Origin of the sequence: Vibrio sinaloensis, assembly GCF_023195835.1 — a bacterium.
GTDB lineage: Bacteria > Pseudomonadota > Gammaproteobacteria > Enterobacterales > Vibrionaceae > Vibrio > Vibrio sinaloensis_C.
In genome coordinates, this window is sequence record NZ_CP096199.1 from 213241 (window position 1) to 236219 (window position 22979).

General features: G+C 49.0%; 23 protein-coding genes. 16 read left to right on the plus strand and 7 right to left on the minus strand.

Going from position 1 to position 22979, the window contains the following annotated elements; all coding sequences use genetic code 11:
* Window positions 1-154: 154 nt before the first annotated feature.
* Window positions 155-2029, plus strand: coding sequence for an argininosuccinate lyase (argH, locus tag MTO69_RS01000; protein ID WP_248330346.1), 1875 nt, complete (start codon window positions 155-157; stop codon window positions 2027-2029).
* Between the two features lie 178 nt (window positions 2030-2207).
* Here argH and MTO69_RS01005 read toward each other — a convergent pair whose 3' ends face one another.
* Both MTO69_RS01005 and MTO69_RS01010 read right to left on the minus strand, forming a co-directional pair.
* Window positions 2208-2465 carry a DUF3624 domain-containing protein gene (locus MTO69_RS01005; protein WP_248330348.1) on the minus strand — a complete coding sequence of 86 codons (258 nt, stop codon included), beginning with the start codon at window positions 2463-2465 and terminating at the stop codon, window positions 2208-2210.
* A gap of 90 nt (window positions 2466-2555) precedes the next feature.
* The gene (locus MTO69_RS01010) at window positions 2556-3284 is read right to left on the minus strand and encodes a glutathione peroxidase (protein WP_248330350.1); all 729 of its coding nucleotides are present in this window, start codon (window positions 3282-3284) and stop codon (window positions 2556-2558) included.
* 164 nt (window positions 3285-3448) lie between these two features.
* Between MTO69_RS01010 and oxyR the strand changes: the two genes are divergently transcribed.
* Window positions 3449-4348 carry a DNA-binding transcriptional regulator OxyR gene (gene oxyR, locus MTO69_RS01015; protein ID WP_248330352.1) on the plus strand — a complete coding sequence of 300 codons (900 nt, stop codon included), beginning with the start codon at window positions 3449-3451 and terminating at the stop codon, window positions 4346-4348.
* 210 nt (window positions 4349-4558) lie between these two features.
* Here oxyR and MTO69_RS01020 read toward each other — a convergent pair whose 3' ends face one another.
* Window positions 4559-7072 carry a penicillin-binding protein 1A gene (locus tag MTO69_RS01020; protein ID WP_248330354.1) on the minus strand — a complete coding sequence of 838 codons (2514 nt, stop codon included), beginning with the start codon at window positions 7070-7072 and terminating at the stop codon, window positions 4559-4561.
* Between the two features lie 129 nt (window positions 7073-7201).
* On the opposite strand from MTO69_RS01020, the gene pilM reads away from it, so the two are divergent.
* The 12 genes from pilM to trpS all read left to right on the plus strand — a co-directional run bounded on the left by pilM (window position 7202) and on the right by trpS (window position 17814).
* On the plus strand, window positions 7202-8146 hold the full coding sequence (gene pilM, locus MTO69_RS01025) for a type IV pilus biogenesis protein PilM (RefSeq protein WP_248330356.1): 945 nt from the start codon (window positions 7202-7204) through the stop codon (window positions 8144-8146).
* Window positions 8134-8685: a PilN domain-containing protein gene (locus MTO69_RS01030; RefSeq protein ID WP_248330358.1), complete on the plus strand. Its 552-nt coding sequence runs from the start codon at window positions 8134-8136 to the stop codon at window positions 8683-8685. The genes pilM and MTO69_RS01030 overlap by 13 nt, the downstream gene beginning before the upstream one ends.
* Window positions 8675-9205, plus strand: coding sequence for a type 4a pilus biogenesis protein PilO (pilO, locus tag MTO69_RS01035; protein WP_248330360.1), 531 nt, complete (start codon window positions 8675-8677; stop codon window positions 9203-9205). The genes MTO69_RS01030 and pilO overlap by 11 nt, the downstream gene beginning before the upstream one ends.
* Window positions 9192-9590 (plus strand): hypothetical protein, encoded by a 399-nt coding sequence (locus MTO69_RS01040; protein ID WP_248330362.1) that lies wholly within the window; start codon window positions 9192-9194, stop codon window positions 9588-9590. The genes pilO and MTO69_RS01040 overlap by 14 nt, the downstream gene beginning before the upstream one ends.
* On the plus strand, window positions 9587-10906 hold the full coding sequence (locus MTO69_RS01045) for a type IV pilus secretin PilQ (protein WP_248330364.1): 1320 nt from the start codon (window positions 9587-9589) through the stop codon (window positions 10904-10906). Before MTO69_RS01040 ends, MTO69_RS01045 begins: the two co-directional genes overlap by 4 nt.
* Before the next feature lie 158 nt (window positions 10907-11064).
* Window positions 11065-11583 (plus strand): shikimate kinase AroK, encoded by a 519-nt coding sequence (gene aroK, locus MTO69_RS01050; RefSeq protein WP_248330366.1) that lies wholly within the window; start codon window positions 11065-11067, stop codon window positions 11581-11583.
* 25 nt (window positions 11584-11608) lie between these two features.
* Window positions 11609-12697 (plus strand): 3-dehydroquinate synthase, encoded by a 1089-nt coding sequence (gene aroB / locus MTO69_RS01055; protein WP_248330368.1) that lies wholly within the window; start codon window positions 11609-11611, stop codon window positions 12695-12697.
* Window positions 12698-12784: 87 nt separating this feature from the next.
* Entirely contained in the window at window positions 12785-14272 is a 1488-nt protein-coding gene (locus MTO69_RS01060; RefSeq protein WP_248330370.1) for an SPOR domain-containing protein, read from the plus strand.
* A gap of 97 nt (window positions 14273-14369) precedes the next feature.
* Entirely contained in the window at window positions 14370-15197 is an 828-nt protein-coding gene (locus MTO69_RS01065; protein WP_248330372.1) for a Dam family site-specific DNA-(adenine-N6)-methyltransferase, read from the plus strand.
* A 109-nt stretch (window positions 15198-15306) separates the two neighbouring features.
* Window positions 15307-15978, plus strand: coding sequence for a ribulose-phosphate 3-epimerase (gene rpe / locus MTO69_RS01070; RefSeq protein ID WP_248330374.1), 672 nt, complete (start codon window positions 15307-15309; stop codon window positions 15976-15978).
* A gap of 4 nt (window positions 15979-15982) precedes the next feature.
* Window positions 15983-16663, plus strand: a complete 681-nt coding sequence (locus MTO69_RS01075) for a phosphoglycolate phosphatase (protein WP_248330376.1) — start codon at window positions 15983-15985, stop codon at window positions 16661-16663.
* A 113-nt stretch (window positions 16664-16776) separates the two neighbouring features.
* Window positions 16777-17814, plus strand: a complete 1038-nt coding sequence (gene trpS / locus MTO69_RS01080; protein ID WP_248330378.1) for a tryptophan--tRNA ligase — start codon at window positions 16777-16779, stop codon at window positions 17812-17814.
* Window positions 17815-17938: 124 nt separating this feature from the next.
* Here trpS and MTO69_RS01085 read toward each other — a convergent pair whose 3' ends face one another.
* The 4 genes from MTO69_RS01085 to MTO69_RS01100 all read right to left on the minus strand — a co-directional run bounded on the left by MTO69_RS01085 (window position 17939) and on the right by MTO69_RS01100 (window position 20820).
* Window positions 17939-18124, minus strand: coding sequence for a hypothetical protein (locus MTO69_RS01085; RefSeq protein ID WP_248330380.1), 186 nt, complete (start codon window positions 18122-18124; stop codon window positions 17939-17941).
* A complete protein-coding gene (gene trmL / locus MTO69_RS01090; RefSeq protein WP_248330382.1) occupies window positions 18108-18584 on the minus strand; it encodes a tRNA (uridine(34)/cytosine(34)/5-carboxymethylaminomethyluridine(34)-2'-O)-methyltransferase TrmL in 477 nt (158 codons plus the stop codon). The genes MTO69_RS01085 and trmL overlap by 17 nt, the downstream gene beginning before the upstream one ends.
* A 113-nt stretch (window positions 18585-18697) precedes the next feature.
* Window positions 18698-20125 carry an envelope stress sensor histidine kinase CpxA gene (gene cpxA / locus MTO69_RS01095; protein WP_248330384.1) on the minus strand — a complete coding sequence of 476 codons (1428 nt, stop codon included), beginning with the start codon at window positions 20123-20125 and terminating at the stop codon, window positions 18698-18700.
* Window positions 20125-20820 carry a response regulator gene (locus MTO69_RS01100; protein WP_248330386.1) on the minus strand — a complete coding sequence of 232 codons (696 nt, stop codon included), beginning with the start codon at window positions 20818-20820 and terminating at the stop codon, window positions 20125-20127. The genes cpxA and MTO69_RS01100 overlap by 1 nt, the downstream gene beginning before the upstream one ends.
* Window positions 20821-21003: 183 nt before the next feature.
* Between MTO69_RS01100 and MTO69_RS01105 the strand changes: the two genes are divergently transcribed.
* Both MTO69_RS01105 and fieF read left to right on the plus strand, forming a co-directional pair.
* On the plus strand, window positions 21004-21513 hold the full coding sequence (locus MTO69_RS01105) for a CpxP family protein (RefSeq protein WP_248330388.1): 510 nt from the start codon (window positions 21004-21006) through the stop codon (window positions 21511-21513).
* Between the two features lie 102 nt (window positions 21514-21615).
* Entirely contained in the window at window positions 21616-22524 is a 909-nt protein-coding gene (gene fieF / locus MTO69_RS01110; protein ID WP_248330390.1) for a CDF family cation-efflux transporter FieF, read from the plus strand.
* The last annotated feature ends 455 nt before the right edge of the window (window positions 22525-22979 follow it).

The following is a 22979-nucleotide window of genomic DNA, read 5'->3' on the forward strand; positions in this document are numbered from 1 at the left end:
AATAAATATGTAAAAATAATGAATTTATACTTTATTTTTGTGTTGTTTTGCCGTAAGTTTGAACCATCATACAATACTGGATTTAATCCAGAGTCAATCAGAGCAATATCACACTTCGCATTACGAGCGAATATTGGTAATCAGGAGAAACGCGATGGCATTATGGGGCGGAAGATTTACCCAAGCAGCAGATACAAGATTCAAAGAATTTAACGATTCGTTGCGCTTCGATTACCGATTGGCTGAGCAAGATATCGTGGGCTCTATCGCATGGTCAAAAGCGTTATTCTCTGTCGATGTGCTAAACGAAGAAGAGCAGCAAAAGCTAGAGCTTGCACTGAATGAGCTGAAATTAGAGGTGATGGAAGACCCGCACCAAATCTTGCGTTCAGACGCTGAAGATATCCACTCTTGGGTTGAGCAGCAGTTGATCAGCAAAGTCGGCGATTTAGGCAAAAAGCTGCACACAGGCCGTTCGCGTAATGATCAGGTGGCAACCGACCTTAAGCTTTGGTGTCGTCAACAGGGTCAACAACTGCTGATGGCGCTGGATCGTCTGCAAGCTCAGATGGTGGCGGTGGCGAAGCAGCATCAAACCACAGTGTTACCTGGTTACACCCATTTACAACGCGCCCAGCCGGTGACATTTGCCCATTGGTGTTTAGCCTATGTCGAAATGTTCGAGCGTGACTACTCACGTTTAGATGATGCGATCAAACGTCTCGATACCTGCCCACTAGGCTCGGGGGCATTGGCCGGTACTGCTTATCCGATTGACCGTGAAAAAGTGGCGCATAACTTAGGGTTTCGCCGCGCAACCCGCAACTCGCTCGACTCTGTGTCTGATCGCGATCATGTGATGGAGCTGATGTCGGTGGCCTCTATCTCGATGTTGCACCTGTCGCGTCTTGCCGAAGATATGATTTTCTACAACTCAGGAGAGTCTAACTTTATTGAGTTGGCTGATACGGTCACGTCAGGATCTTCATTGATGCCGCAGAAGAAAAACCCAGATGCGTTGGAGCTTATCCGTGGTAAAACAGGTCGTGTCTACGGCTCATTGGCCGCAATGATGATGACAGTCAAAGCCCTACCTCTTGCCTACAACAAAGATATGCAAGAAGACAAAGAAGGGCTGTTTGACGCGCTGGATACCTGGAACGACTGTATGGAAATGGCGGCGCTGTGCTTTGATGGCATTAAGGTCAATCAGGAGCGCACTTTGGAAGCGGCGAAGCAAGGTTATGCGAACGCGACTGAACTTGCCGATTACCTGGTGGCGAAAGGCATTCCATTCCGTGAAGCGCACCATATTGTTGGTGTCGCTGTGGTCGGAGCCATTGCCAAAGGGTGTGCACTTGAAGAACTCTCTATCGCAGAACTGAAAGAGTTCTCTGAGGTGATTGAAGAGGATGTCTACGCCATTCTGACCATTGAATCATGTCTAGAAAAACGCAGTGCTTTGGGTGGGGTTTCACCTAAACAAGTTGCCCACGCAGTTGAGCAAGCGGAAGGACGTTTAATCAAGCGTGATACCTCGGCAGTGAAAGTACGCCCTGCACGTTTGACAGATATCGAAGCACTTGAGGGCATGGTTACCTACTGGGCCAACATGGGAGAAAACTTGCCTCGTTCTCGCAGTGAGCTTGTTCGTGATATTGGTTCATTTGCGGTAGCAGAGCATCATGGAGAAGTCACAGGTTGCGCCTCACTCTATGTGTATGACTCCGGTTTAGCTGAAATCCGCTCTTTGGGGGTTGAGGCTGGCTGGCAAGGTCAAGGACAAGGAACGGCAATCGTGCAGTACTTGGTTGAAAAAGCCCGTCAGATGGCGATCAAAAAGGTGTTTGTCTTAACTCGCACCCCTGAGTTCTTTATGAAGCAGGCGTTTCTACCTACTTCAAAATCGCTGTTGCCAGAAAAGGTACTCAAAGACTGTGAGCAGTGTCCACGTCAACACGCTTGTGATGAAGTTGCGTTGGAAGTGAATCTCGTGGAGCAAGCGATCGTTCGAGTTAACGTTGCGTAATTAATTGAATATCAAAGTGAACAATAAAAGATCAAAAAAGATCGATTTTATTGGGAACTAGTGAGAAGAAGCTCGGTCTATTAAAGTACCACTGCTTTTTCTTAGAAGAATCTAAGAAGGCCCCAAACCAGATATTGGTATTGGGGCTTTTTTTATGGTCGAAACTCAACCACTTATCTCATTCGTCCAACTTTCCGTTACGTCGCTTCCACGGCAAAATGACAAACCGCATCCATAGGTGCAGAAACAACAGGGCGTTGAATGCGAAACCGGCAAAGATCAAAGCGATCGACTCGATACTCTGTGGATTATCACGATAGAGCCACCACCAAACGATCCAGCACAGCACAGAAAGCACCGTCAGTTGATCCATGCAGCGTTGACAGCGGCCTATCTTTTTCCAAAACCAGTGGGAACGGCAGTCTCGACAGCTCATACGGTGACTCATAGTGGGAACGATATGCTTGATAATAGAAAAGCGCTCGCCGATTGGCGAGCGCTTTGTTTCACTTAGTAGACGGGTTACTTAGCCTAGAAATGCTTCCAACTCTTCACTACCACCGATGTGTTTACCACCAATAAAGACTTGCGGCACGGTAGAGCGGCCTGAAATTGCACGTAAACTAACGGTTGTCGCATCTTTACCTAGCACAACCTCTTCATACTGAAGGCCGTGATCAATCAGGTTTTGCTTCGCCTTGTTACAGAACGGACACCCTGGTTTAGTGAACACAGTGATTGATTCTTGTGTTTTGTAGTCTGGCGCAATGTAGCTGAGCATAGTATCGGCATCAGACACTTTGAACGGGTCGCCTGGCTCATTAGGCTCAATGAACATTTTTTCTACGACGCCGTTTTTCACTAGCATGCTGTAACGCCATGAACGTTTGCCAAAACCTAAGTCGTTTTTGTCAACCAGCATCCCCATGCCATCCGTGAACTCACCGTTGCCGTCTGGAATAAAGGTGATGTTTTCTGCTTCCTGATCTTGCTTCCAAGCGTTCATCACGAAGGTATCGTTAACCGAGACACACAGGATCTCGTCCACACCGTGCTCTTTGAACACAGGGAACAGCTCGTTGTAGCGAGGTAAGTGGCTTGATGAACAGGTCGGAGTAAACGCGCCGGGTAAGCTAAACACAATCACTGTTTTGTCTTTGAACAACTCTTCAGTGCTGACGTTAACCCAAGCGTCACCTTGACGAGTTGGAAAAGTTACGTTTGGAATGTTCTGACCTTCTTTTGATACCAACATAGATATTTCCTTTAATTTTTAATTACTTGATTTCGAGTCTTATCAGTTTAATCACTGTGCTTCGTTTCGATAAGTGCATTATTCAAGAAATTCTTTGATAGTTACAATCGTTTGATGCTATGGTTTTGATAGATTATTTCTATTGTTTGTAGGAGAGAGCCGCGATGAATATCCGCGATTTTGAGTATTTGGTTGCTTTGGCCGAGCATAAGCATTTTCGCAAAGCCGCAGAAGCTTGTTTCGTCAGCCAACCCACGCTAAGTGGCCAGATTCGAAAACTAGAGGATGAGATCGGTACTGCCCTGCTCGAACGCAGTAGTCGGCGTGTGTTGTTTACCGACGCTGGATTGCAGCTGGTGGATCAAGCGAAACGGGTTCTCTCTGAGGTCAAAACCTTTAAAGATATGGCCAGTGGTCAGGCGGGTGAGATGGTGGGCCCACTGCATATCGGCTTTATTCCTACCGTCGGCCCGTACTTGCTGCCAAAAATTGTACCTATGCTCAAGCAGCGCTTTCCCGAGTTAGAGCTTTACTTACACGAAGCGCAAACCCAACAGTTAGTGCGCCAGCTCGAAGAAGGTAAGCTCGATTGTTTGGTACTGGCTTCAGTGGCTGAAACCGCGCCATTTAAAGAAATCGAAGTGTTCAACGAGCCGTTGAGCATTGCTGTGCCTTGTGACCATGAGTGGGCCTCGCGCGACCAGGTCGATATGCTCGATCTTAACGGCCGTACTGTTTTGGCCTTAGGTGATGGTCATTGCTTGCGCGATCAGGCGCTCGGTTTCTGTTTTGCTGCAGGAGCCAAAGATGACGAGCGGTTTAAAGCCACAAGCCTTGAGACGCTGCGCAATATGGTAGCCGCCGGGGCAGGGATTACGTTGTTGCCACACCTTTCGCTGCCGAAAGAGCAGCAAAAAGATGGGGTGTGTTATGTAAAAGCGGTCAATCCGGTGCCATCTCGCAGCATAGTGTTGGCGTATCGACCAGGCTCACCACTGCGTTCTCGCTTTGAGCAACTCGCGTCTGCAATCAAAGAACAGTTATCCACTGAAATAGCCGGTTAAATAAAAAGAGGTTGATATCGCTATCAACCTCTTTTTTGCTTGTGAATTATACCAAACAGCATAAATATCTGGTCATTCTTGCTGGTTAAAATCGCTGATAGCGTCGTTATAGATTTTGTAGGTAGGTCAACTAGCTAGCTGCAATCTATGCCTTGCTCTCAACGATTTTTCCTGCGCAATTATATGTTCACCTATTTATCCCGTTTGGCATTAGAATAGCTCTTCGCCGCCATCGGACGAGGTGTATATGCTATTGGTTATCTCGTTTTGCACGTACTCCGTCGGCTCAGTGCCTTCCAAAAAGTATTCAAACATTGAGCTTGCATCGAACTTGTTGGTCAATAAACCAGAGTCACGGTCAATTCGCACCCGCACAATCTGCTCAGGTATTGCCTTATCCTTTTCTGGGACACCTTCGAGCGCAATACGCATAAAATCAACCCAAGCTGGCTGTGCGGTTTTGGCCCCGGCTTCAGCGCCCGAAATTTGATCGTTGTCGAGGTTACTGTTTGGCTTAGTGCGGCCAAGATTGCGGTTGTGGTCATCAAATCCAACCCAAGCCACGGCCACCATCCCCGGTCCATAGCCGTTATACCAAGCATCTTTAGAATCATTAGTCGTACCGGTTTTACCGCCGATATCACGACGTTTCAGTTGCTGGGCACGCCAACCTGTACCATTCCAACCTGTGCCTTCGCGCCAATTACCGCCGCCCCAGACGTTGCTGAACATCATCTCCCGCATTAGAAATGCCGTCTGCTCTGAGATCACCTGTGGCGCATAGTTAGGTTGCTCGCTGTCGAGGGCAATGTCTTGTTCGGCAAATTCACCTTGCACAGTATCGCTCGGTTGACAGTCTTGCTGGCAGATGGTTTTTGGTGTTGCTGCGAATTCTAGGTCGCCAAACGGACCTTCGACTCTGTCGATATAGAAAGGCTCGACATAGTAACCTCCATTGGCAAACACTGAATAACCTTGTGCCATCTTGATCGGCGTTAAGCTACCTGCACCGAGGGCAATGGTTTCAGAGCGCGGTACTTGATCGATATCGAAACCGAAACGCGTTAAGTATTCACGGGTTTCATCGAGGCCAACTTCACGCAGCACACGCACTGCCATCACGTTTTTCGATTGCGCCAAACCGATGCGCAGTCGCGTAGGGCCAACATACGTTGGGGGCGAGTTTTTAGGACGCCATGCCGTACCTTGACTCTGATCCCACTGGTTGATGGGAGCATCGTTGATTAACGTAGCGAGGGTCAGGCCTTTATCAATCGCCGCCGAGTAAATAAATGGCTTAATACTCGAGCCGACTTGACGCACCGATTGGGTCGCGCGGTTAAATTTGTTGTGAATAAAGTTAAAGCCACCCACCAGAGACAGCACAGCGCCGTTTTCTGGGTTCATCGCCACAAATGCGGTGTTGGCATTGGGCACCTGACTTAATTGCCAACGGAATTGGCTCTGTTCACCGTCACTGACTTCAACTTGGCGAACCCAAATCTGTTCGCCTTGTGCAAGTACTTGTTGCGCCTTGCTTGGCTCTGGGCCTTGGCGTTCATCGGTTAAGAATTTACGCGCCCATTTAATGCCATCCCAGTCGAGCTGCTGTTCGCCTTGGTTCTTAACCCACACCGTGGCTTGTTTATCCGCCACCTGAATCACCACGGCAGGTATCAACTGGCCGTATGTTGGGACATTGTCGAGGGTCTTTTCTATCTCGGCGTGATCAAAAGGTGTTTGCCCCTCTTTCCACAACACTTTTTCCGCACCGCGGTAACCATGGCGTTCGTCGTACGCCAACAAGTTATTGATGGCCGAATCATTGGCTGCTGCCTGCAGTTTTGAATCGACCGTGGTATAGATGTTCATACCTGAGGTGTAAGCGTCTTCGCCGTAGCGCTCCACCATCCACGCGCGGGCGAGCTCTGCGACATATGGGGCACTTAACTCAATTTCCGCGCCGTGGTAACGAGCGACAATCGCTTCGTTACGCGCTTGGTCATACTCTTGTTGGGTGATGTACTTCTCATCCAGCATACGCAGCAGTACCACATTGCGGCGGTTGGTTGCACGCTCCAAAGAGTAGATAGGGTTCATCGTCGAGGGGGCTTTCGGCATACCCGCCAAGGTGGCCAGTTCACTTAAGCTGAGGTCTTGTAGATCTTTGCCGAAGTAGGTTTGCGCGGCAGCACCAAAGCCGTATGAGCGGTAGCCAAGAAAGATCTTGTTGACGTACAGCTCCATGATCTCTTCTTTGCTCAGCAGTTGCTCAATATGAATGGCAATAAAGATCTCTTTGATTTTACGCATGATCTTCTTCTCGTTAGAGAGGAAGAAGTTACGTGCCAACTGCTGCGTAATGGTACTGGCCCCTTGTTTGGCCGAGCCCGACAGTGCAACTACAACTGCGGCACGCGTAATACCGATAGGGTCGATCCCGGGGTGGTCGTAGAAACGACTGTCTTCCGTTGCGATCAAGGCTTCAATCAGGTGCTGCGGAATCTCATCATAAGCCACCGGAATACGGCGCTTTTCACCAAACTGAGAAATCAGTTTTCCGTCTCGACTATACACCTGCATTGGCGTCTGCAGTTGGACATCTTTTAGCGTCGCTACATCAGGTAGCTCTGGTTTGACATAAAAATAGAAGCCGAAGATGGTACCGACTCCAAGAATTATGCAAATCAATGTGAATAAGAACAGTCGCTTTATGAACTTCACCGGATATTCCCTGATTATTGGGGTTAACTATATGCAAACCCTTGTACTTTAGACCGAATTTTCCAAGCCGTTGGGTTTTACTGCGTGGTTGCGCAAGTTAAACAATGAGCATAGTACGGAGCCAGCTACATGGGTAATGCATTGGTTACAGGCCTAGATATCGGTCGCCACAGTATCAAAGCGGTAGTGATAAAGCCATCCAAGGATGCGTTTGCGCTTGTGAGTTATCGTACCCTGCCCATTGAGGCGGGTATTTTCTCCGATAACCACGGGTTAAATTATCAGAAAATTGTAAAGAAACTCAAAGAACTAAGGAAGTCTTTACCGCTTTTTAATCGCAAAGTTGCGTTTGCAATATCGGACAACGCCGTAATAACTAAAGTATTACAGATAGATAGCCGTTTTAGAGGTTATGAACGAGATTTGGCGATCGAGCAGACTTTTTTGAGTCAATCTGCGCTTGATGCCGAGCCGCTCTGTTTTGATTTTGTGCCGCTTGGCACGCAAAGTGAGAATGGAAAACGCACATATCGCGTATTTGCCACCAAACAAGCGCCGTTGTTGCAATGGCAGACCACAATACGACAAGCCGGCCTAACCCCCATCGGGGCGGATGTGTGTGGTTATGCTCTTAACCACTGCCTGCAGCAAATCCAAGCTACCGATAGTGATAAGCCGCGGTTGCTGATAGACCTTAACTGGAATGGCTGCTCCTTGGTGTTCGCCGACCAGCAGCAAACTCTTTATGCCAATAGTTGGCCACAGGATATCAAGCATCTGGGCTTAACCCCGCTATGCCAGCAGCTACAAACCTTACTGCAACGTTTGATGGTGCAACATAACCAACAGATTGAGGTTATGTGGCTATGTGGTGAGCTGGCTAACTGCCGTAGTAGTGTCGAACAATTGCAGCAATTACTCCAACTAAAAATAGAGACATTGAATCCGCTCTCTTTGTTCACTGACTATCGAGTGACAGAAATCAGTAATAGTTACGCCTTAGCCAGCAGTGTGGCGGTACGTGCTTGCCTGTATCGTCAATCAATGGCAGGAGGGCGGGCGTGTCTGAACTAGTTAATTTATTTCCCTGGCGACAGCAGCAGCGAGCGTATCTGAGGCGTCGCTTCTTGATATTCACTCTGGTTAGTGTGTTGTTGCCGCTGGGATGGCAATTGCAAGTCGAGCACCAGTGGTCTGAGAGGAGACAAGTGATTGAAGCGCGCAGTCAAGATTTGCTCGAGCAGCTCAATCAATTAGACGGTCAACTGATACAGGCCGAGTTCCTTCAGCAACAGCAGCAAACTAACTTGACAAAGTTTAAGCAGCAGCAACAGTTTATTGCCCAGCGCGGCCTTGCAGCTCAAGTGTTGTGGCGCCTCACGCAAGTTCTTCCTGAACATATCTACTTAGATGAGTTGGCTTTGCGTGGTAATCAGATCACCTTAAGTGGCTACAGCGCACAACAGGCACCACTCACCCTGTTGCTTGAGCGTTTTCATCAAACTCAGGTTTTTCACAATGTGGTATTGCACTCGGTGACAGAGCAGCAGTCGCGGCAACGGTTTTCGCTGTCATTGCAATACGTTAGTGCGGTGCAACACCATGAACTTTGACCTTGATACCCTTGCGCAATGGCCATTTCATAAGCAAGTGGCAGCCATCGCGCTGATAACGCTATCTGTCAATGCTGGGTTTGCTGTGTTCAGTCTTCTCCCTTTACACCAACAGTTAGCCACTGCCGATCTGGTGCAGCTTCAACATGCCAATACGCTCAAACAGCAGCAACAACGGCTGAAGTCGTTTCAAGCTGAGTCGTTGGCGACGAGGTCAATGCCATTGATAGACACTCAGCCATCGGCCTCTCTGGTTGTCGCTGAACTGAATCATTTGGCACGTCAGCATCAGTTAGTTGTGCGTCAGTTGGAGTGGGTTGTTGGCGAACAGGGGAGTCGAATTGAGCTCAACTTAGTAGGACGGTTTCAATCGATAGGCGACTTTTGCCAACAGGTAAGCGAGTTGACCAGTTTGGTTCGCATCGACAATGGTCAATGGCAGCAGTTAAATGACCACCACATTAGTTTTCGAGCCCAAGTGCTTGGCGACTGGCGCGAGGAAAGTGATGATGAACCGTAGGGCTTTGGTTTACTGGCTGATGGCGATTAGTACAGCGCTACCGAGCGCCGCTTTCAGCACAGAGCCTCATTCATTTGAGCAGTTAAGAGACCCGTTTTCAGGTTCAGAGCGCGAACGCTCGCCAGTCAATGACTGCGTGTCTGTCACGACAACGCCGCCGTCAGCTATCGTATTGAAGTGGGCTGGCATAGTGACAACGCCAAGCCGCACTCAAGCGATACTGGAGTTGGCCGACGGCCAGTTGGTCAGTGTTGGCGAGGGTGAGGTGCTCGCCTCTCGTTGGAAAATAGCGGCGATTGATCCCCAGCAACTTGAGCTTGTCTTGGTGAATGTAACGGCTACGGAGTGTGGTGAACAAGCCATCATATTGGAGTTTGGAGGATGAGTGACTGGCGCAAAATGGCGCAAGTCATCACGACTTGTTCCTACCTACTTCTCTTCAATTGGATGTTGCTTTCTACTTGCTTCGCCACAGAGCAAGGCGACAGCGCGTCACTCTCTCACCATAGGTTGTCATTTAACTTCCAAGATATCTCTGTGCGCCAAGCGCTGCGAATTATTGCCGATAGTCAAAATATCAATATTGCCATTGCTCACTCCGTTGAGGGCCAATTGACGTTGCGTTTGAACCAAGTCACAGGGCAACAAGCACTTGATACCATTGTTGAGATGCAAGGCTTGCAGCAGCAGGTTAAGCAAGGCGTAGTGATGATCTCACCCAAGGTGCCAAGCGCAGCATTAGGCCGGGATCTGACCACTTCGATGATAGCGCTGCAATATGCTGACGCCAGCGAACTGGCCCAGGTGTTACAGGGAGAGCAAGGGGTTGGGTTGTTGTCTGAACGCGGTGCAGTGAGCGTGGATAAGCGCACCAATGTGATTCTAGTTCGCGACTTGGCGGACAATATAGCCGCAGCGCGTGAGATGGTGGCGATGCTTGATGTGCCAGTAAAGCAGGTGCAAATAGAAGCGCGTATTGTCACCATTAATCAGGGCAACTTAGAGGCGCTAGGTGTGCGTTGGGGGATCAGTCATTCAGGGCGCCATGGTCAGGTTGGCGGCACGATTGAAGACCTTAACCTTGATTCAGCCAGCATTGATCAGCAGTTAAACGTCAACCTCGCTGCCCAAGCGGTTAACGCAGCGTCGATAGCTTTTCAAATCGCCAAACTCGGGTCCGATACCTTACTCGATCTCGAACTGTCGGCGTTGCAGCGTGAATCTAAAGCAGAGGTCATTTCAAGTCCGAGCTTGATGACCACACACAAGCAAGCGGCCTTCATCGAGCAAGGAACGGAGATTCCTTATCTTGAGTCATCGTCGAGCGGAGCGACCAACGTCGCCTTCAAAAAAGCCGTATTGAGCCTTAAAGTGACGCCGCAAATCACGCCTAACAACCAGGTCATTCTTGACCTCAATGTTACCCAAGACCGGCCCGGAGATGTGGTCAATACCGGTACCGGAGAAGCGGTGGCGATCGATACACAACGAATCGGTACCCAAGTGTTGGTCGAAAGTGGGCAAACCATAGTACTCGGAGGGATTTTCCAACACAGCGTACTTGAAAGTGTTGATAAAGTGCCCTTACTCGGTGATATACCGTTGCTTGGTGGCTTATTTCGCCGAACTTACCAAAAAATTGGCAAGCGTGAGCTGGTGGTTTTTGTTACACCGAAAGTCATCACTGAGTTTAGTGAATAAAAATAAATTTGCATTACTGCCACCTTATCTAGATAATTTCGGGTCTTATCACGAATTATCTGTGAGGAATAGGTGCCACAAGCATCTCCATTGCTGGTTTTACACCGGCTTTTCTTGTGGCGATGTCATTGAATTAACGTTGTAAATTACTGCTAAACATGGCTGAGAAACGCAATATTTTCCTTGTTGGCCCTATGGGTGCCGGCAAAAGCACAATTGGTAGACATTTAGCTCAACAGCTGCATATGGAGTTTGTTGACTCGGATACCGTAATTGAAGAGCGCACTGGCGCAGATATCGCTTGGGTATTTGACGTCGAGGGTGAAGAAGGCTTCCGTGATCGCGAGGAAAAAGTGATTAACGACCTGACCGAGGAGCAAGGCATCGTGCTTGCTACAGGTGGTGGTTCAATCATGAGCAAAGAAAACCGCAATCGTCTTTCTGCACGCGGTATTGTTGTGTACCTAGAGACAACAATTGAAAAACAACTTGCTCGAACCAATCGCGACAAGAAGCGTCCATTGCTACAAACTGATAATCCACGTGAAGTGTTAGAAGCCTTGGCTGAACAACGCAACCCACTTTACGAAGAAATTGCGGATTACACAGTACGTACAGACGATCAAAGTGCAAAAGTGGTAGCCAACCAGATCGTAAAAATGCTAGAAGAACGTTAAGACTTTTTGCATTTGGAGAATACCCATGGAACGGATTACGGTCAGCTTAGATGAGCGTAGCTATCCAATCTCAATTGGCGCCGGATTATTTAATGATCCGGCCCACCTTTCTTTCTTAACCGCAAAACAAAAAGTGGTGGTGATTTCCAATGTCACGGTAGCGCCACTATATGCGGACAAAATCCTCGCGATTCTTGAGCAAATTGGTTGCCAAGCCTCACTGTTAGAGCTGCCGGACGGCGAACAATACAAAACCTTAGACACCTTTAATACGGTCATGAGCTATCTGCTTGAAGGTAATTACGCGCGTGATGTGGTGGTGATTGCTTTGGGGGGAGGCGTGATAGGCGACCTAGTGGGCTTTTCTGCTGCCTGTTACCAGCGCGGTGTCGACTTTATCCAAATTCCGACCACACTGCTTTCACAAGTCGACTCTTCCGTCGGGGGGAAAACCGCGGTTAACCATCCATTGGGCAAGAACATGATTGGCGCTTTCTACCAGCCTAAAGCGGTGGTCATCGATACCGATTGTTTAAAAACGCTACCGACGCGCGAGTTTGCCGCTGGCATGGCAGAAGTGATCAAGTACGGCATTATTTATGATGCCGAGTTCTTTGACTGGCTGGAGCAAAACCTCGACAAGCTGTATCAACTTGATGAACAAGCGCTGACCTATGCCATTGCCCGTTGTTGCCAAATTAAGGCCGAAGTGGTCGCACAAGATGAAAAAGAGTCGGGAATTCGCGCATTGCTGAACCTAGGTCATACATTTGGTCATGCGATTGAAGCTGAGTTAGGTTATGGTAATTGGCTGCACGGTGAAGCAGTGGCTTCTGGCACGGTAATGGCAGCAAAAACTGCGCAGCTTCAAGGGCTTATCACTGAGCAGCAAGTTGAAAGAATTATCTCTATACTGAAAAGAGCGCAGTTGCCAGTACACACTCCATCGTCGATGTCGTTTGCTGATTTCATCAAGCATATGATGCGCGACAAAAAAGTGCTGGCTGGTGAGCTGCGACTGGTATTGCCGACAAGCATTGGGTCGGCAGAGGTCGTCAAAGGCGTGCCTGAGTCGGTGATTGAGCAAGCCATCGATTTTGGACGCACGCTGTAATTCTTGTTGTTAGTAGTACCAATCTAACCTTAGCCTTGTGCTGCTGCGTTAGTTTGGTATTACGCGTATTTTCATTAGGGTAACGCAATGAGTTTGGCGCATGATCCACGCGTATTAGAATTAGATTCACAAGTCGAACTGCTCGAACGTTTGCGGTTGCTGACCAATTTCGGCTCGAATCTGGTTACGGTTGGTGGTGCAAATGGCGCAGGGAAAACTTGGCTTGCACAGCACTATCTTGAAGCGTGGGCGCAAGATAAAAATCAATCTTTGCTGTTGTGTTATCCCAACCAAGACGATGAGCAGCGCCGCTCCACCATTCTCAGTCAGTTGCTCTCTGAATCCTTGTTTAATCCGGCTGATTCTTTAGCTGACTCTTTCTCTCGTTTGATGGAAGGGGAAAGTTGCGATGTATTGATCGTGGTCGACGATGCCCATTTGTTGACTGAGTCATTTATTTCCGAATTGTGGATGTTGGTACTGGAGGCTCAGCTGCAGCCACGCTGGACGGTGAATGTGCTGCTGTTCGCCCAATCGAACAGCCTTGATGCGCTGTTGACTCGGTTGAGTTATGGGCAAGAACATAAGCCAATAGACCTTGAAATTGAATCACTTAGTCAAGATGAAGCGGATCTTTTTTTTGAACATTTGGTGATTCGTTTTGTCGAAGATGACATGGAAAAACGGGTACGCAATGCGTATCGAACAGTGGCTCGTCGTCCGGGCGAAATTATGGCGTTAGGGGATCAGAAAGTGGAAAAAAGGATTATTATCCGCTCAATTGTGGGCTCACCGATTAACATCGCACTGTTGGTGTTGGTTCTATTGTTGGCGATCGGTGGCGGATACTGGTGGATGATGTCGCAACCTTCTCCCGATGACAAAGCCGCACAGATTAATCAAGCGCTGGAGCAGACCGTCATCCCGACGCTGCCAGAAGTCACCCCTGTTGAGGAGCAAGAGGCGAACATCATCGAACCTGCTCCAGTCGAAGATCCGACATTGAGCGATGCAGTCGATGATTCGATGGCGCTACCACCTGATGTGACCGAACAAGTTGAGAGCGTGGGGAATGCCGACGACGATCAACAGCGAGTGGTGATTACCTCGGATGTTGTCGATGCATTGCTTGAAGGCAAAGCGGAGCAGGCTGATACCAGCGCCATTGATCAAGTAGTCGAACAATCGATGCAAGAGGAAAGCCCGGCGTTGGAAGCTGAACCGCAAGCGACAGCTCAAGCGTCAGAGCCTGAGCAACCTGTGGTCATACAGTTCTCTTTCACTAAAGATGAGCTGAAAAGCTTCTCGCCACGCAGTTACACCTTGCAGTTAGCGGCGGTGCAATCGTTAGAGGAGGTGCAAGCCTTCATCGATCAATACCAGCTCGATAACCAAGTATTCATTTACCCTACCGTGCGCAATCAGGTGGATTGGTACATCATCACCTATCAAAATTATCCGACGATTCAAGTCGCCCGCGATGCAGTCCAAGGGCTCTCGGCTGAACTGCAACAGTTGGAGCCTTGGGCGAAATCGTTAAGTCAGGTTCAGCGTGAGATCGACCGAGTCGAGTAATCTTGCAAAATTTAAGCTGCGGAAAATAGCCTGAGTTTCATCGTAAAATATGTTACATTCCGCAGCCTTAATTAGTGGTTGATTAACAGAGCAATAAATGAAGAAGCAGCGGGCCTTCCTGAAATGGGCAGGTGGAAAATACGGACTTGTCGAAGATATTCAGCGTCACTTGCCAGAGGCTCGTAAGCTGGTGGAACCGTTCGTAGGCGCTGGTTCAGTATTCTTGAACACCGATTATGAACAATACTTGCTGGCGGATATCAATCCAGATTTAATCAATCTCTACAATCTGCTTAAGCAGAACCCACAACAGTACATTGCAGAAGCGAAGCGTTGGTTTTGTGCGGATAACAACCGTAAAGAAGCCTACTTGGATATTCGTGCCCAGTTTAACGCCACTGATGACGTGATGTATCGTTCGCTGGCCTTTCTTTATATGAACCGTTTTGGTTTTAATGGTTTGTGCCGTTACAACAAAAAGGGCGGCTTCAATGTGCCTTTTGGTTCGTATAAAAAACCGTATTTCCCCGAAGCCGAACTGGAGTTTTTTGCCGAAAAGGCTAAGAAAGCCACCTTCGTCTGCGAGGGCTACCACGATACGTTCAAGCGCGCGCGCAAAGGGTGTGTGGTGTATTGTGACCCGCCCTATGCTCCGCTGTCGACCACCGCTAATTTTACTTCCTACGCCGGCAATGGCTTTAGTCTTGACGATCAAGCTGCCCTCGCCGATGTGGCGGAAAAGGCTGCGACACAACGCGGCATTCCCGTACTTATCTCTAATCACGACACCACGCTCACTCGTCGTCTTTATCACGGCGCAGAGCTCAATGTGGTCAAAGTGAAGCGAACCATCAGTCGCAACGGCGCCGGACGCAATAAAGTCGACGAATTGTTAGCGCTATTTAAGCCGACTGACGACAAATAATCACATTTCCTCACGCTTGGCTATATTCTTCCCGCTAGCTTAGGTAGAATTGCGCGCAAAATACTCGGTGTCGAGTCTGTTTTTAGCCAATTATTACTAGAGGTCAGGTATGAAAGATTTCCTTATCGCTCCATCTATTCTGTCTGCGGATATGGCTCGCCTTGGCGAGGATGTGGAGAAAGTACTCGCTGCGGGAGCGGACGTGGTTCACTTCGACGTGATGGACAATCACTACGTGCCCAACCTGACTTTTGGAGCGCCAATCTGCCAAGCACTGCGTGACTATGGCATTACCGCGCCGATTGATGTGCATCTCATGGTTAAGCCAGTGGATCGTATCATCCCTGACTTTGCTAAAGCGGGCGCATCTATGATCACCTTTCACGTTGAAGCGTCTGAGCACGTTGACCGCACTCTTCAGCTTATCAAAGAGCACGGCTGTAAAGCGGGTGTTGTACTTAACCCAGCCACGCCTCTGTCGCACCTTGAGTTCATCATGGATAAAGTTGACATGATTCTACTGATGTCTGTTAACCCAGGCTTTGGTGGTCAGTCTTTCATTCCAAAAACGCTTGATAAGCTACGCGCTGTGCGCAAGATGATCGATGAATCTGGCCGCGACATTCGTCTCGAAATTGATGGTGGTGTCAAAGTGGATAACATCAAAGAGATTGCGGAAGCCGGCGCAGACATGTTTGTCGCAGGCTCGGCTATCTTTAATCAGCCTGACTACAAAGCGGTCATTGACCAAATGCGAGCTGAGCTAGCCAAGGTAAACTAATTCAATGAGCAACATTAAATTAATCGCATTCGATTTGGATGGCACGCTACTCGATAGTGTGCCTGACCTCGCTATTGCGGCAGATCAAGCCGCACAAGCACTGGGGTATCCTGCAGTTTCAGAGCAGCAGGTGCGCGATTACGTTGGCAATGGCGCCGACGTATTAATTGGCCGCTCGCTCAGTCGCAGCCTAACCGTCGATCCAAGCTTGTCAGCTGAACTGCTGACTAAGGCCCGTGAGCTGTTCGACGACTACTATGAGCAAAGTGGCCACAAGTTGAGTCACTTATACCCAGCTGTCAAAGAGACTTTAGCCGAGCTACACCAAGCCGGTTTTACCCTCGCTTTAGTGACCAACAAGCCGTCGAAGTTCGTACCGGATGTGCTGGCTAAACATGGTATCGACCACTACTTTTCTGATGTGATTGGTGGCGACACTTTTGCAGAGAAAAAGCCTAACCCAATGGCACTCAATTGGTTGCTCGACAAGCATGGTTGTCAGCCGAGCGAGATGTTGATGGTCGGGGATTCGAGTAACGACATCAAAGCCGCGAAAAATGCCGGTTGCCGTTCATTTGGCCTAACCTATGGCTACAACCACGGCGAGCCGATCGCTGATTCGAAGCCAGACTTTGTCGCCGACAGCATTGCTGAACTGATCGATGCCGTCGCGGTTTGCGCGTAACGGCGACAAAAGATCTTCCAAAATACTCGTTAATGAGTACACTGAGAAAACCGCGCACACCGAGCTGCGCGGTTTTTTACTATTAATTTTAAGAAGTCAAAGGAATCATTCTAATGAGCAAACCCATCGTATTGAGTGGTGTTCAACCGTCAGGTGAACTAAGTATCGGTAACTACTTGGGTGCTCTACGTCAATGGCAGCAGATGCAAGACGATTATGATTGCCAGTACTGTGTGGTTGACCTGCATGCGATTACGGTTCGTCAAGACCCTAAAGCGTTGCATGAAGCGACACTGGATGCCCTGGCAATTTGTCTCGCAGTTGGTGTTGATCCGCAAAAGAGCACGCTTTTTGTTCAGTCACATGTACCCGAGCATGCTCAACTTGGTTGGCTTCTTAACTGCTATACCCAGATGGGTGAACTGGGCCGCATGACTCAGTTTAAAGATAAGTCGGCACGTTATTCTAAAGACACCTCTAGCCAATTTGGTGATGTGAATGTCGGCTTGTTTGATTACCCAGTGCTGATGGCGGCGGATATCCTGCTCTACGGTGCACACCAAGTGCCTGTCGGTAGTGACCAGAAGCAGCACCTCGAGTTGGCGCGCGACATCGCTAACCGTTTCAACAATATCTATTCGCCAGAGCAGCCGATTTTCACTGTGCCAGAGCCTTACATCCCGACGGTCAATGCGCGCGTGATGAGCCTGCAAGATGCGACGAAAAAGATGTCCAAGTCAGATGATAACCGTAAGAACGTCATCACTCTGCTGGAAGAGCCTAAATCGATCATCAAGAAGATCAATAAAGCACAAACCGATACCGAGACTCCGCCACGTATCGCCCACGATTGGGACACCAAAGCAGGCATCTCAAACTTGATGGGTTTGTACTCAGCAGCGACGGGCATGAGCTTCGCTGAGATCGAGGCCAAATACCAAGGCGTTGAGATGTACGGCCCGTTCAAGAAAGATGTGGGTGAGGCAGTTGTCGCCATGCTTGAGCCGATCCAAGCGGAATACCATCGTATTCGTGAAGATCGTGCTTATATGGATCAGGTGATGAAGCAGGGCGCAGAAAAAGCGTCGGCTCGTGCTGCTGAAACGCTGAAGAAAGCGTATGAAGCGGTAGGCTTTGTTGCGCGTCCATAGGGCCAGAGCGCTTCGCTTAGAGATTGGGCTTCGCCCTCCGAGAACACTACGTTCCGAGAATCGAGAGCCGACTTCGTCCTTCGAGAGTTGTCCGTTCGTATTCCGAATCCGTAGCGAAGCGTTCCTAAGCAAAAAAGGTTGACGCTTTCACGTCAACCTTCCAAGATTTTCTCGCTTCTCGCTTCTCGCTTCTCGCTTCTCGCTTCTCGCTTCTCGCTTCTCGCTTCTCGCTTCTCGCTTCTCGCTTCTCGCTTCTCGCTTCTCGCTTCTCGCTTCTCGCTTCTCGCTTCTCGCTACTGCGCCCCTGCAAAACCCATTTGACGCCAAGCTTCAAAGGCAATAATTGCGACCGCATTGGATAAGTTGAGGCTGCGCGCATCTGGCATCATCGGAATACGAATGCGCTGCTGCATTGGCATGCTTTCAATCACCTCTGCTGGCAGACCTCGGGTTTCAGGCCCAAACAACAGAACATCGCCTTTTTGGAACTTGGCATCGACATGATGCCCGGTGGTTTTGGTGGTACAAGCGAAAATACGGAACGTTTCGCGCTCTGCGGCTAAGTAATCAAGAAAGGCTTGATAATCTTTATGACGAGTCACCCGCGCTAAGTCGTGATAATCAAGGCCTGCGCGGCGGACTTTCTTCTCTTCTAAATCGAACCCAAGCGGTTCAATTAAGTGTAAGTTAGCCCCACAATTTGCACACAAGCGGATAATATTACCGGTGTTGGGTGCGATTTCGGGCTCATACAGCGCAATATCAAACATGATGTGCTTCTTTTTTTTGCTAGAAAGTAAGGTGGCAAAGTATAAGGCGGTACACGGGCACCGCCAAGTCTTCTATAGTGCTTTCATACCAAACGGGATAAATATCTGGATACCTATTTATCCCGTTTGCTATCACTCTCGCTGTGAGCATTGAGCGGTAACTTGATTTCGACTCTCAGGCCGCCAAGTGGACTTCGACTCGCAGAGATGTGACCGCAGTGTTGGCGAATCGCGTTCTCGGTGATGGTCAGGCCAAGCCCTGTGCCGCCACTGTGTCGGTCGCGCGCGGTGGAAACGCGATAAAAGGGTCTGAAAATCGCTTCGAGTTCGTGGTCCGCGACGCCTTCCCCGTTGTCGTCGACACGGATAACGATGTGTTGTTCAGCGTCAATAAACTCGACGTCCACTCGGTCTTTGCTGTAGCAAATGGCATTGCGTACGACATTGTCCAGGGCGCTCATCAGCAGTTTGGGGTTGCCGGAAATGGTGCGCTCTGGAATCGGCGTGTAAGTCAGGGTTTTCTTGACCTGTTCGGCTTCAAATTGCGCGTCGGATAGAATGGCCTCCCACAAACTACTCATCGGTTGCTGCTCTCGAGTTTGGTGACTATCCAGCTGCATACGAGACAGTTCGAGTAGTTCTCCAATCATCTGTTCTAAGCGCTGCGCTTCGGTGTCGATTCGGGTTAACTCCGGGCTCTCGCCCTGTTTGCGTGTGGCGAGCGCGTTGGCCATTCTGAGTCTGGTCAGTGGCGAGCGCAGCTCATGAGAGATATCAGACAGCAGTCGCTGCTGGCCGCCAATCATCTGATTCACCGCCTCGACCATCTGGTTGAAGCTGGCACCGGCTTGACGAAATTCGCTGGTGCCTTTTTCCAGTTCGGGATCGACCACAAACTCACCTTTCGCCACTCGTTGGGCGGCTCGCTCGAGCTTGCGTGCTGGTTGACTGAGTGCCCAAGCTAGCCAAAGCAGTAGTGGAGTGCTGACCAGCATCACCGCAAACAGCAACTGAAACGGTTTATCAAACATTCTGAGCAAAAAGGGTGGAGGCTGGTTCCACTTGACGCCAACGTAAAACAACAGATCTTGTTCGGCTAATTTAATCGGTAGCGGACCAGCCAGCATATAGTGCCCATAGAGCTTTTGTTTCGGTGGACCGAGTAAGTCGACGCTAGTAATAAAGTTTTGTAGCGCACGGTAACGGAAATCTTTGCGCTCGTTGACGGTGACAATATTGCCTTCTAGGTCGGTAATGAAAAAGCTTGGTCGGTCTTCGCGGTTATGGCGGTCATCTCGACCTGAGCGTCTTGGGTTTTCTAACTGAACCAGTATCCGCGCTAGATTATTTTCATTGGCATAGCGGGACTCAATGCCGGTTTTGACTTCCTCTAGACGCTGAAAGTGGTCGCTGGGAATATCTCGCGCTTTGCGTGGATCTAGGTGAGGCAGCGACAAAACGGCAAACAACACCAACAGCATGGTGAGCCAAAAGATGGCAAAAATACGACCGTAAAGACTGGTAATTTTAGGTAGGCGCATTAATCTTCCTCGACCAAAAGATAGCCGCGCCCGCGTAGCGTTTTAATGCGGGGCTTTCCATCGGCGCGTTCTGGTAATTTTTTGCGTAAATTGGACACATGCATATCAATCGCACGGTCAAATGCAGACAGTCTTTTGCCAAGGACATCGAGACTGAGTACCTCTTTCGTCAGCGTCTGGCCAGGTTTTTGGACAAAATGACTCAGCAGCGCAAACTCGGTTGTGGTCAGTTCGAGCAGTTGCTCTTGGCAGTACGCTTCCTGTTTGCCAGGGAAGATTTTTATATCTTGATAAGCAATGGCATCGCCGTGCTTGCTGGTATTCGCGGCTGGCGCAGTTTGGGTGCGTCGTAATATAGCGCGGATGCGCGCGAGCAGTTCTCGGTCACTGAACGGTTTGGGGAGGTAGTCGTCGGCGCCAAGTTCTAGACCGATCACCCGATCTATCTCCTCTCCTTTCGCGGTCAGCATCAGAACGGGCGTTTGCCAAGTCTCACGCAGGCGTTTGAGCGTCTCCATGCCATTGAGTTTAGGCATCATCACATCGAGGAGGATCAGATCGATCGTCTCATTGAGTGTTGCCAACCCTTGTTCACCATCGTTGGCCTCCGATACCTCAAACCCTTCAAAAGTGAGGACCTCATTGAGCAACGCGGTTAGCTCGGTATCGTCATCAATCAATAATATATGGGCCATAACGGACTCTCTCGCTTATCAGATAGTGAACAGTTTACTGCGAAATGAGCGGTGGATTTAGCATTGTTGTCGCTCTTTACGATTCTTTACGCTCAACATACGTTGCTTTACGCAACAGGTCGTATTCTACACTCAAGCGCTGTGAAGACAGCTCATCCACCAGATAAATTGAAGGGTACGATTATGAAATTAGCAAAAAAAGTAGTATTGGCCGCCGCTGTTCTTCCTTTGGCTTTGGGAACCGCAAGTGCATACGCATTCGGTGGTAAAGACCACAAACGTGGCGGTCCGGGTCAATGTGGCGGTGGTTTCGACCGTGGCATGATGCGCCAACTCGACTTGACCGATGCGCAGCAAGAGCAGTTGAAGCAGATGCGCAGCGAAGGCAAACAGGCGATGAAGGACGAGTTCAAGCAGAACTTCGAAACTCGACAAGCACAAAGAGAAGCGCACCAAGCGCAGATGCAGCAACTGATACTGGCCGATAACTTCGATCAAGCCGCGGCGAATGAGCTAGCGAAACAGATGGTAGAGAAACAGACCGAACGCAAAGTGAAAATGCTGGAAAAGCAGCACCAAATGCTCAGCATTCTAACACCAGAACAGAAAGCGAAGTTTACTGAACTGCAGCAAGAACGAATGGGTAAATGCGCAGAGAAAATGCAACAGCGTTTTAATGACAACGACGCGTAATTAATTGTTTTTATTTGCAAAATGGCGACCTTAGGGTCGCCATTTTTATTCAACGGCTGACGGGTTATACTTAGGCCACGTTTGTTTACTTTTCAAAGCCCTATGAAACAAGAATATGCGCGCTTAGTCACTTTGGCAGCGTGGACTGCGACGATTGTCGCCACGCTACTGTTGGTTGTGAAAGTGGGGGCGTGGTGGACAACGGGGTCGGTGAGCTTATTGGCCTCCTTGATTGATTCGATGCTCGATATTGCCGCCTCCTTGGTCAATTTAGTGGTCGTCCGTTATGCCCTACAGCCTGCTGACCGAGAGCACACCTTTGGTCATGGCAAGGCCGAGTCGCTTGCCGCGTTGGCGCAGGCGATGTTTATTTCTGGCTCGGCGGTGTTTTTAATCCTCAACGGTATCGAGCGTTTCTTTAAGCCCCATGAATTGCAGTCGCCTGAGTATGGCGTGTACGTCAGCCTGTTTGCGTTGGTGGTGACTTTTGCTTTGGTGACCTTTCAAAAGCACGTAGTGAAAAAAACCGGCAGTCAGGCTATTGCGGCAGACTCGCTACATTATCAATCTGATCTGCTGATGAACGGCGCGATTATGGTGGCGCTTGGTTTGAGTTGGTTTGGTATTACTCAAGCGGATGCGATTTTTGCGGTTGGTATCGGTATTTTTATTCTGTTCAGCGCATTCAAAATGGTCAAAGAGGCGACACAAACACTCCTTGATCGCAAACTGCCAGACAGTGAGCTGCGAGATATTCGCGAAACCTGCCTGCAAGTTGAGGGCGTGTTAGGTGTGCATCAACTACGCACCCGGATGTCTGGCCCGACTCGCTTTATTCAATTACACCTAGAGTTGGAAGATAAAATCCCGTTGCTTGAAGCGCATCGAATCTCTGATGCAGTAGAAGACAAACTGCTTGAACTGTTTCCCGGTTCAGATGTACTGATTCATCAAGATCCCTACTCAGTGGTTCTAGGCGCTGAAAAGAAGCAAAAGTCGCAAGATTGGTAACTTTAGGGCCTGTTGACCTTTCGAGCTGATTTTTGCAGCACTTTGTGGGAAATTTATACAAGGCAGAGGCTTTGGCGTGTAGTTGGCCTACATAAAAAGCCGATAACGCAGTAGAAATGAACCACAAAGGCTGCCCGAAGGGTTCGAGCTGGGCGCCCCCGCAAGAATCGTCTTATGCTTTGTTAAGAAGTATTGGCTTAGAATAACTAGGCGACATACTCCTTGCCGCGCCTAAGACGATTCTATCTCGAACAAAATTTAACCACGCAAGGTCAACAGACCCTATTTAAGCGACAAACCGCGACTTATTGACTATCTTTTCAGCGTCAGGATTTTTAAACGGGTTCCTGATATGTATCAATTAAGTAAACGAGCAAAGCTGTAATACTCTTACATAAGTAGAAAAGTTACATAATTTGGTGCAAATTTATCTAGTATTCCTAAGTGGGAAAGGT

Excerpts from the sequence above, each read along its gene's own strand:
- argH (WP_248330346.1), top strand. The coding sequence starts at position 155 with ATGGCATTATGGGGCGGAAGATTTACCCAAGCAGCAGATACAAGATTC.
- MTO69_RS01005 (WP_248330348.1), bottom strand. The coding sequence starts at position 2,465 with ATGAGCTGTCGAGACTGCCGTTCCCACTGGTTTTGGAAAAAGATAGGC.
- MTO69_RS01010 (WP_248330350.1), bottom strand. The coding sequence starts at position 3,284 with ATGTTGGTATCAAAAGAAGGTCAGAACATTCCAAACGTAACTTTTCCA.
- oxyR (WP_248330352.1), top strand. The coding sequence starts at position 3,449 with ATGAATATCCGCGATTTTGAGTATTTGGTTGCTTTGGCCGAGCATAAG.
- pilM (WP_248330356.1), top strand. The coding sequence starts at position 7,202 with ATGGGTAATGCATTGGTTACAGGCCTAGATATCGGTCGCCACAGTATC.
- pilO (WP_248330360.1), top strand. The coding sequence starts at position 8,675 with ATGAACTTTGACCTTGATACCCTTGCGCAATGGCCATTTCATAAGCAA.
- MTO69_RS01040 (WP_248330362.1), top strand. The coding sequence starts at position 9,192 with ATGATGAACCGTAGGGCTTTGGTTTACTGGCTGATGGCGATTAGTACA.
- MTO69_RS01045 (WP_248330364.1), top strand. The coding sequence starts at position 9,587 with ATGAGTGACTGGCGCAAAATGGCGCAAGTCATCACGACTTGTTCCTAC.
- aroK (WP_248330366.1), top strand. The coding sequence starts at position 11,065 with ATGGCTGAGAAACGCAATATTTTCCTTGTTGGCCCTATGGGTGCCGGC.
- aroB (WP_248330368.1), top strand. The coding sequence starts at position 11,609 with ATGGAACGGATTACGGTCAGCTTAGATGAGCGTAGCTATCCAATCTCA.
- MTO69_RS01060 (WP_248330370.1), top strand. The coding sequence starts at position 12,785 with ATGAGTTTGGCGCATGATCCACGCGTATTAGAATTAGATTCACAAGTC.
- MTO69_RS01065 (WP_248330372.1), top strand. The coding sequence starts at position 14,370 with ATGAAGAAGCAGCGGGCCTTCCTGAAATGGGCAGGTGGAAAATACGGA.
- rpe (WP_248330374.1), top strand. The coding sequence starts at position 15,307 with ATGAAAGATTTCCTTATCGCTCCATCTATTCTGTCTGCGGATATGGCT.
- MTO69_RS01075 (WP_248330376.1), top strand. The coding sequence starts at position 15,983 with ATGAGCAACATTAAATTAATCGCATTCGATTTGGATGGCACGCTACTC.
- trpS (WP_248330378.1), top strand. The coding sequence starts at position 16,777 with ATGAGCAAACCCATCGTATTGAGTGGTGTTCAACCGTCAGGTGAACTA.
- trmL (WP_248330382.1), bottom strand. The coding sequence starts at position 18,584 with ATGTTTGATATTGCGCTGTATGAGCCCGAAATCGCACCCAACACCGGT.
- cpxA (WP_248330384.1), bottom strand. The coding sequence starts at position 20,125 with ATGCGCCTACCTAAAATTACCAGTCTTTACGGTCGTATTTTTGCCATC.
- MTO69_RS01100 (WP_248330386.1), bottom strand. The coding sequence starts at position 20,820 with ATGGCCCATATATTATTGATTGATGACGATACCGAGCTAACCGCGTTG.
- MTO69_RS01105 (WP_248330388.1), top strand. The coding sequence starts at position 21,004 with ATGAAATTAGCAAAAAAAGTAGTATTGGCCGCCGCTGTTCTTCCTTTG.
- fieF (WP_248330390.1), top strand. The coding sequence starts at position 21,616 with ATGAAACAAGAATATGCGCGCTTAGTCACTTTGGCAGCGTGGACTGCG.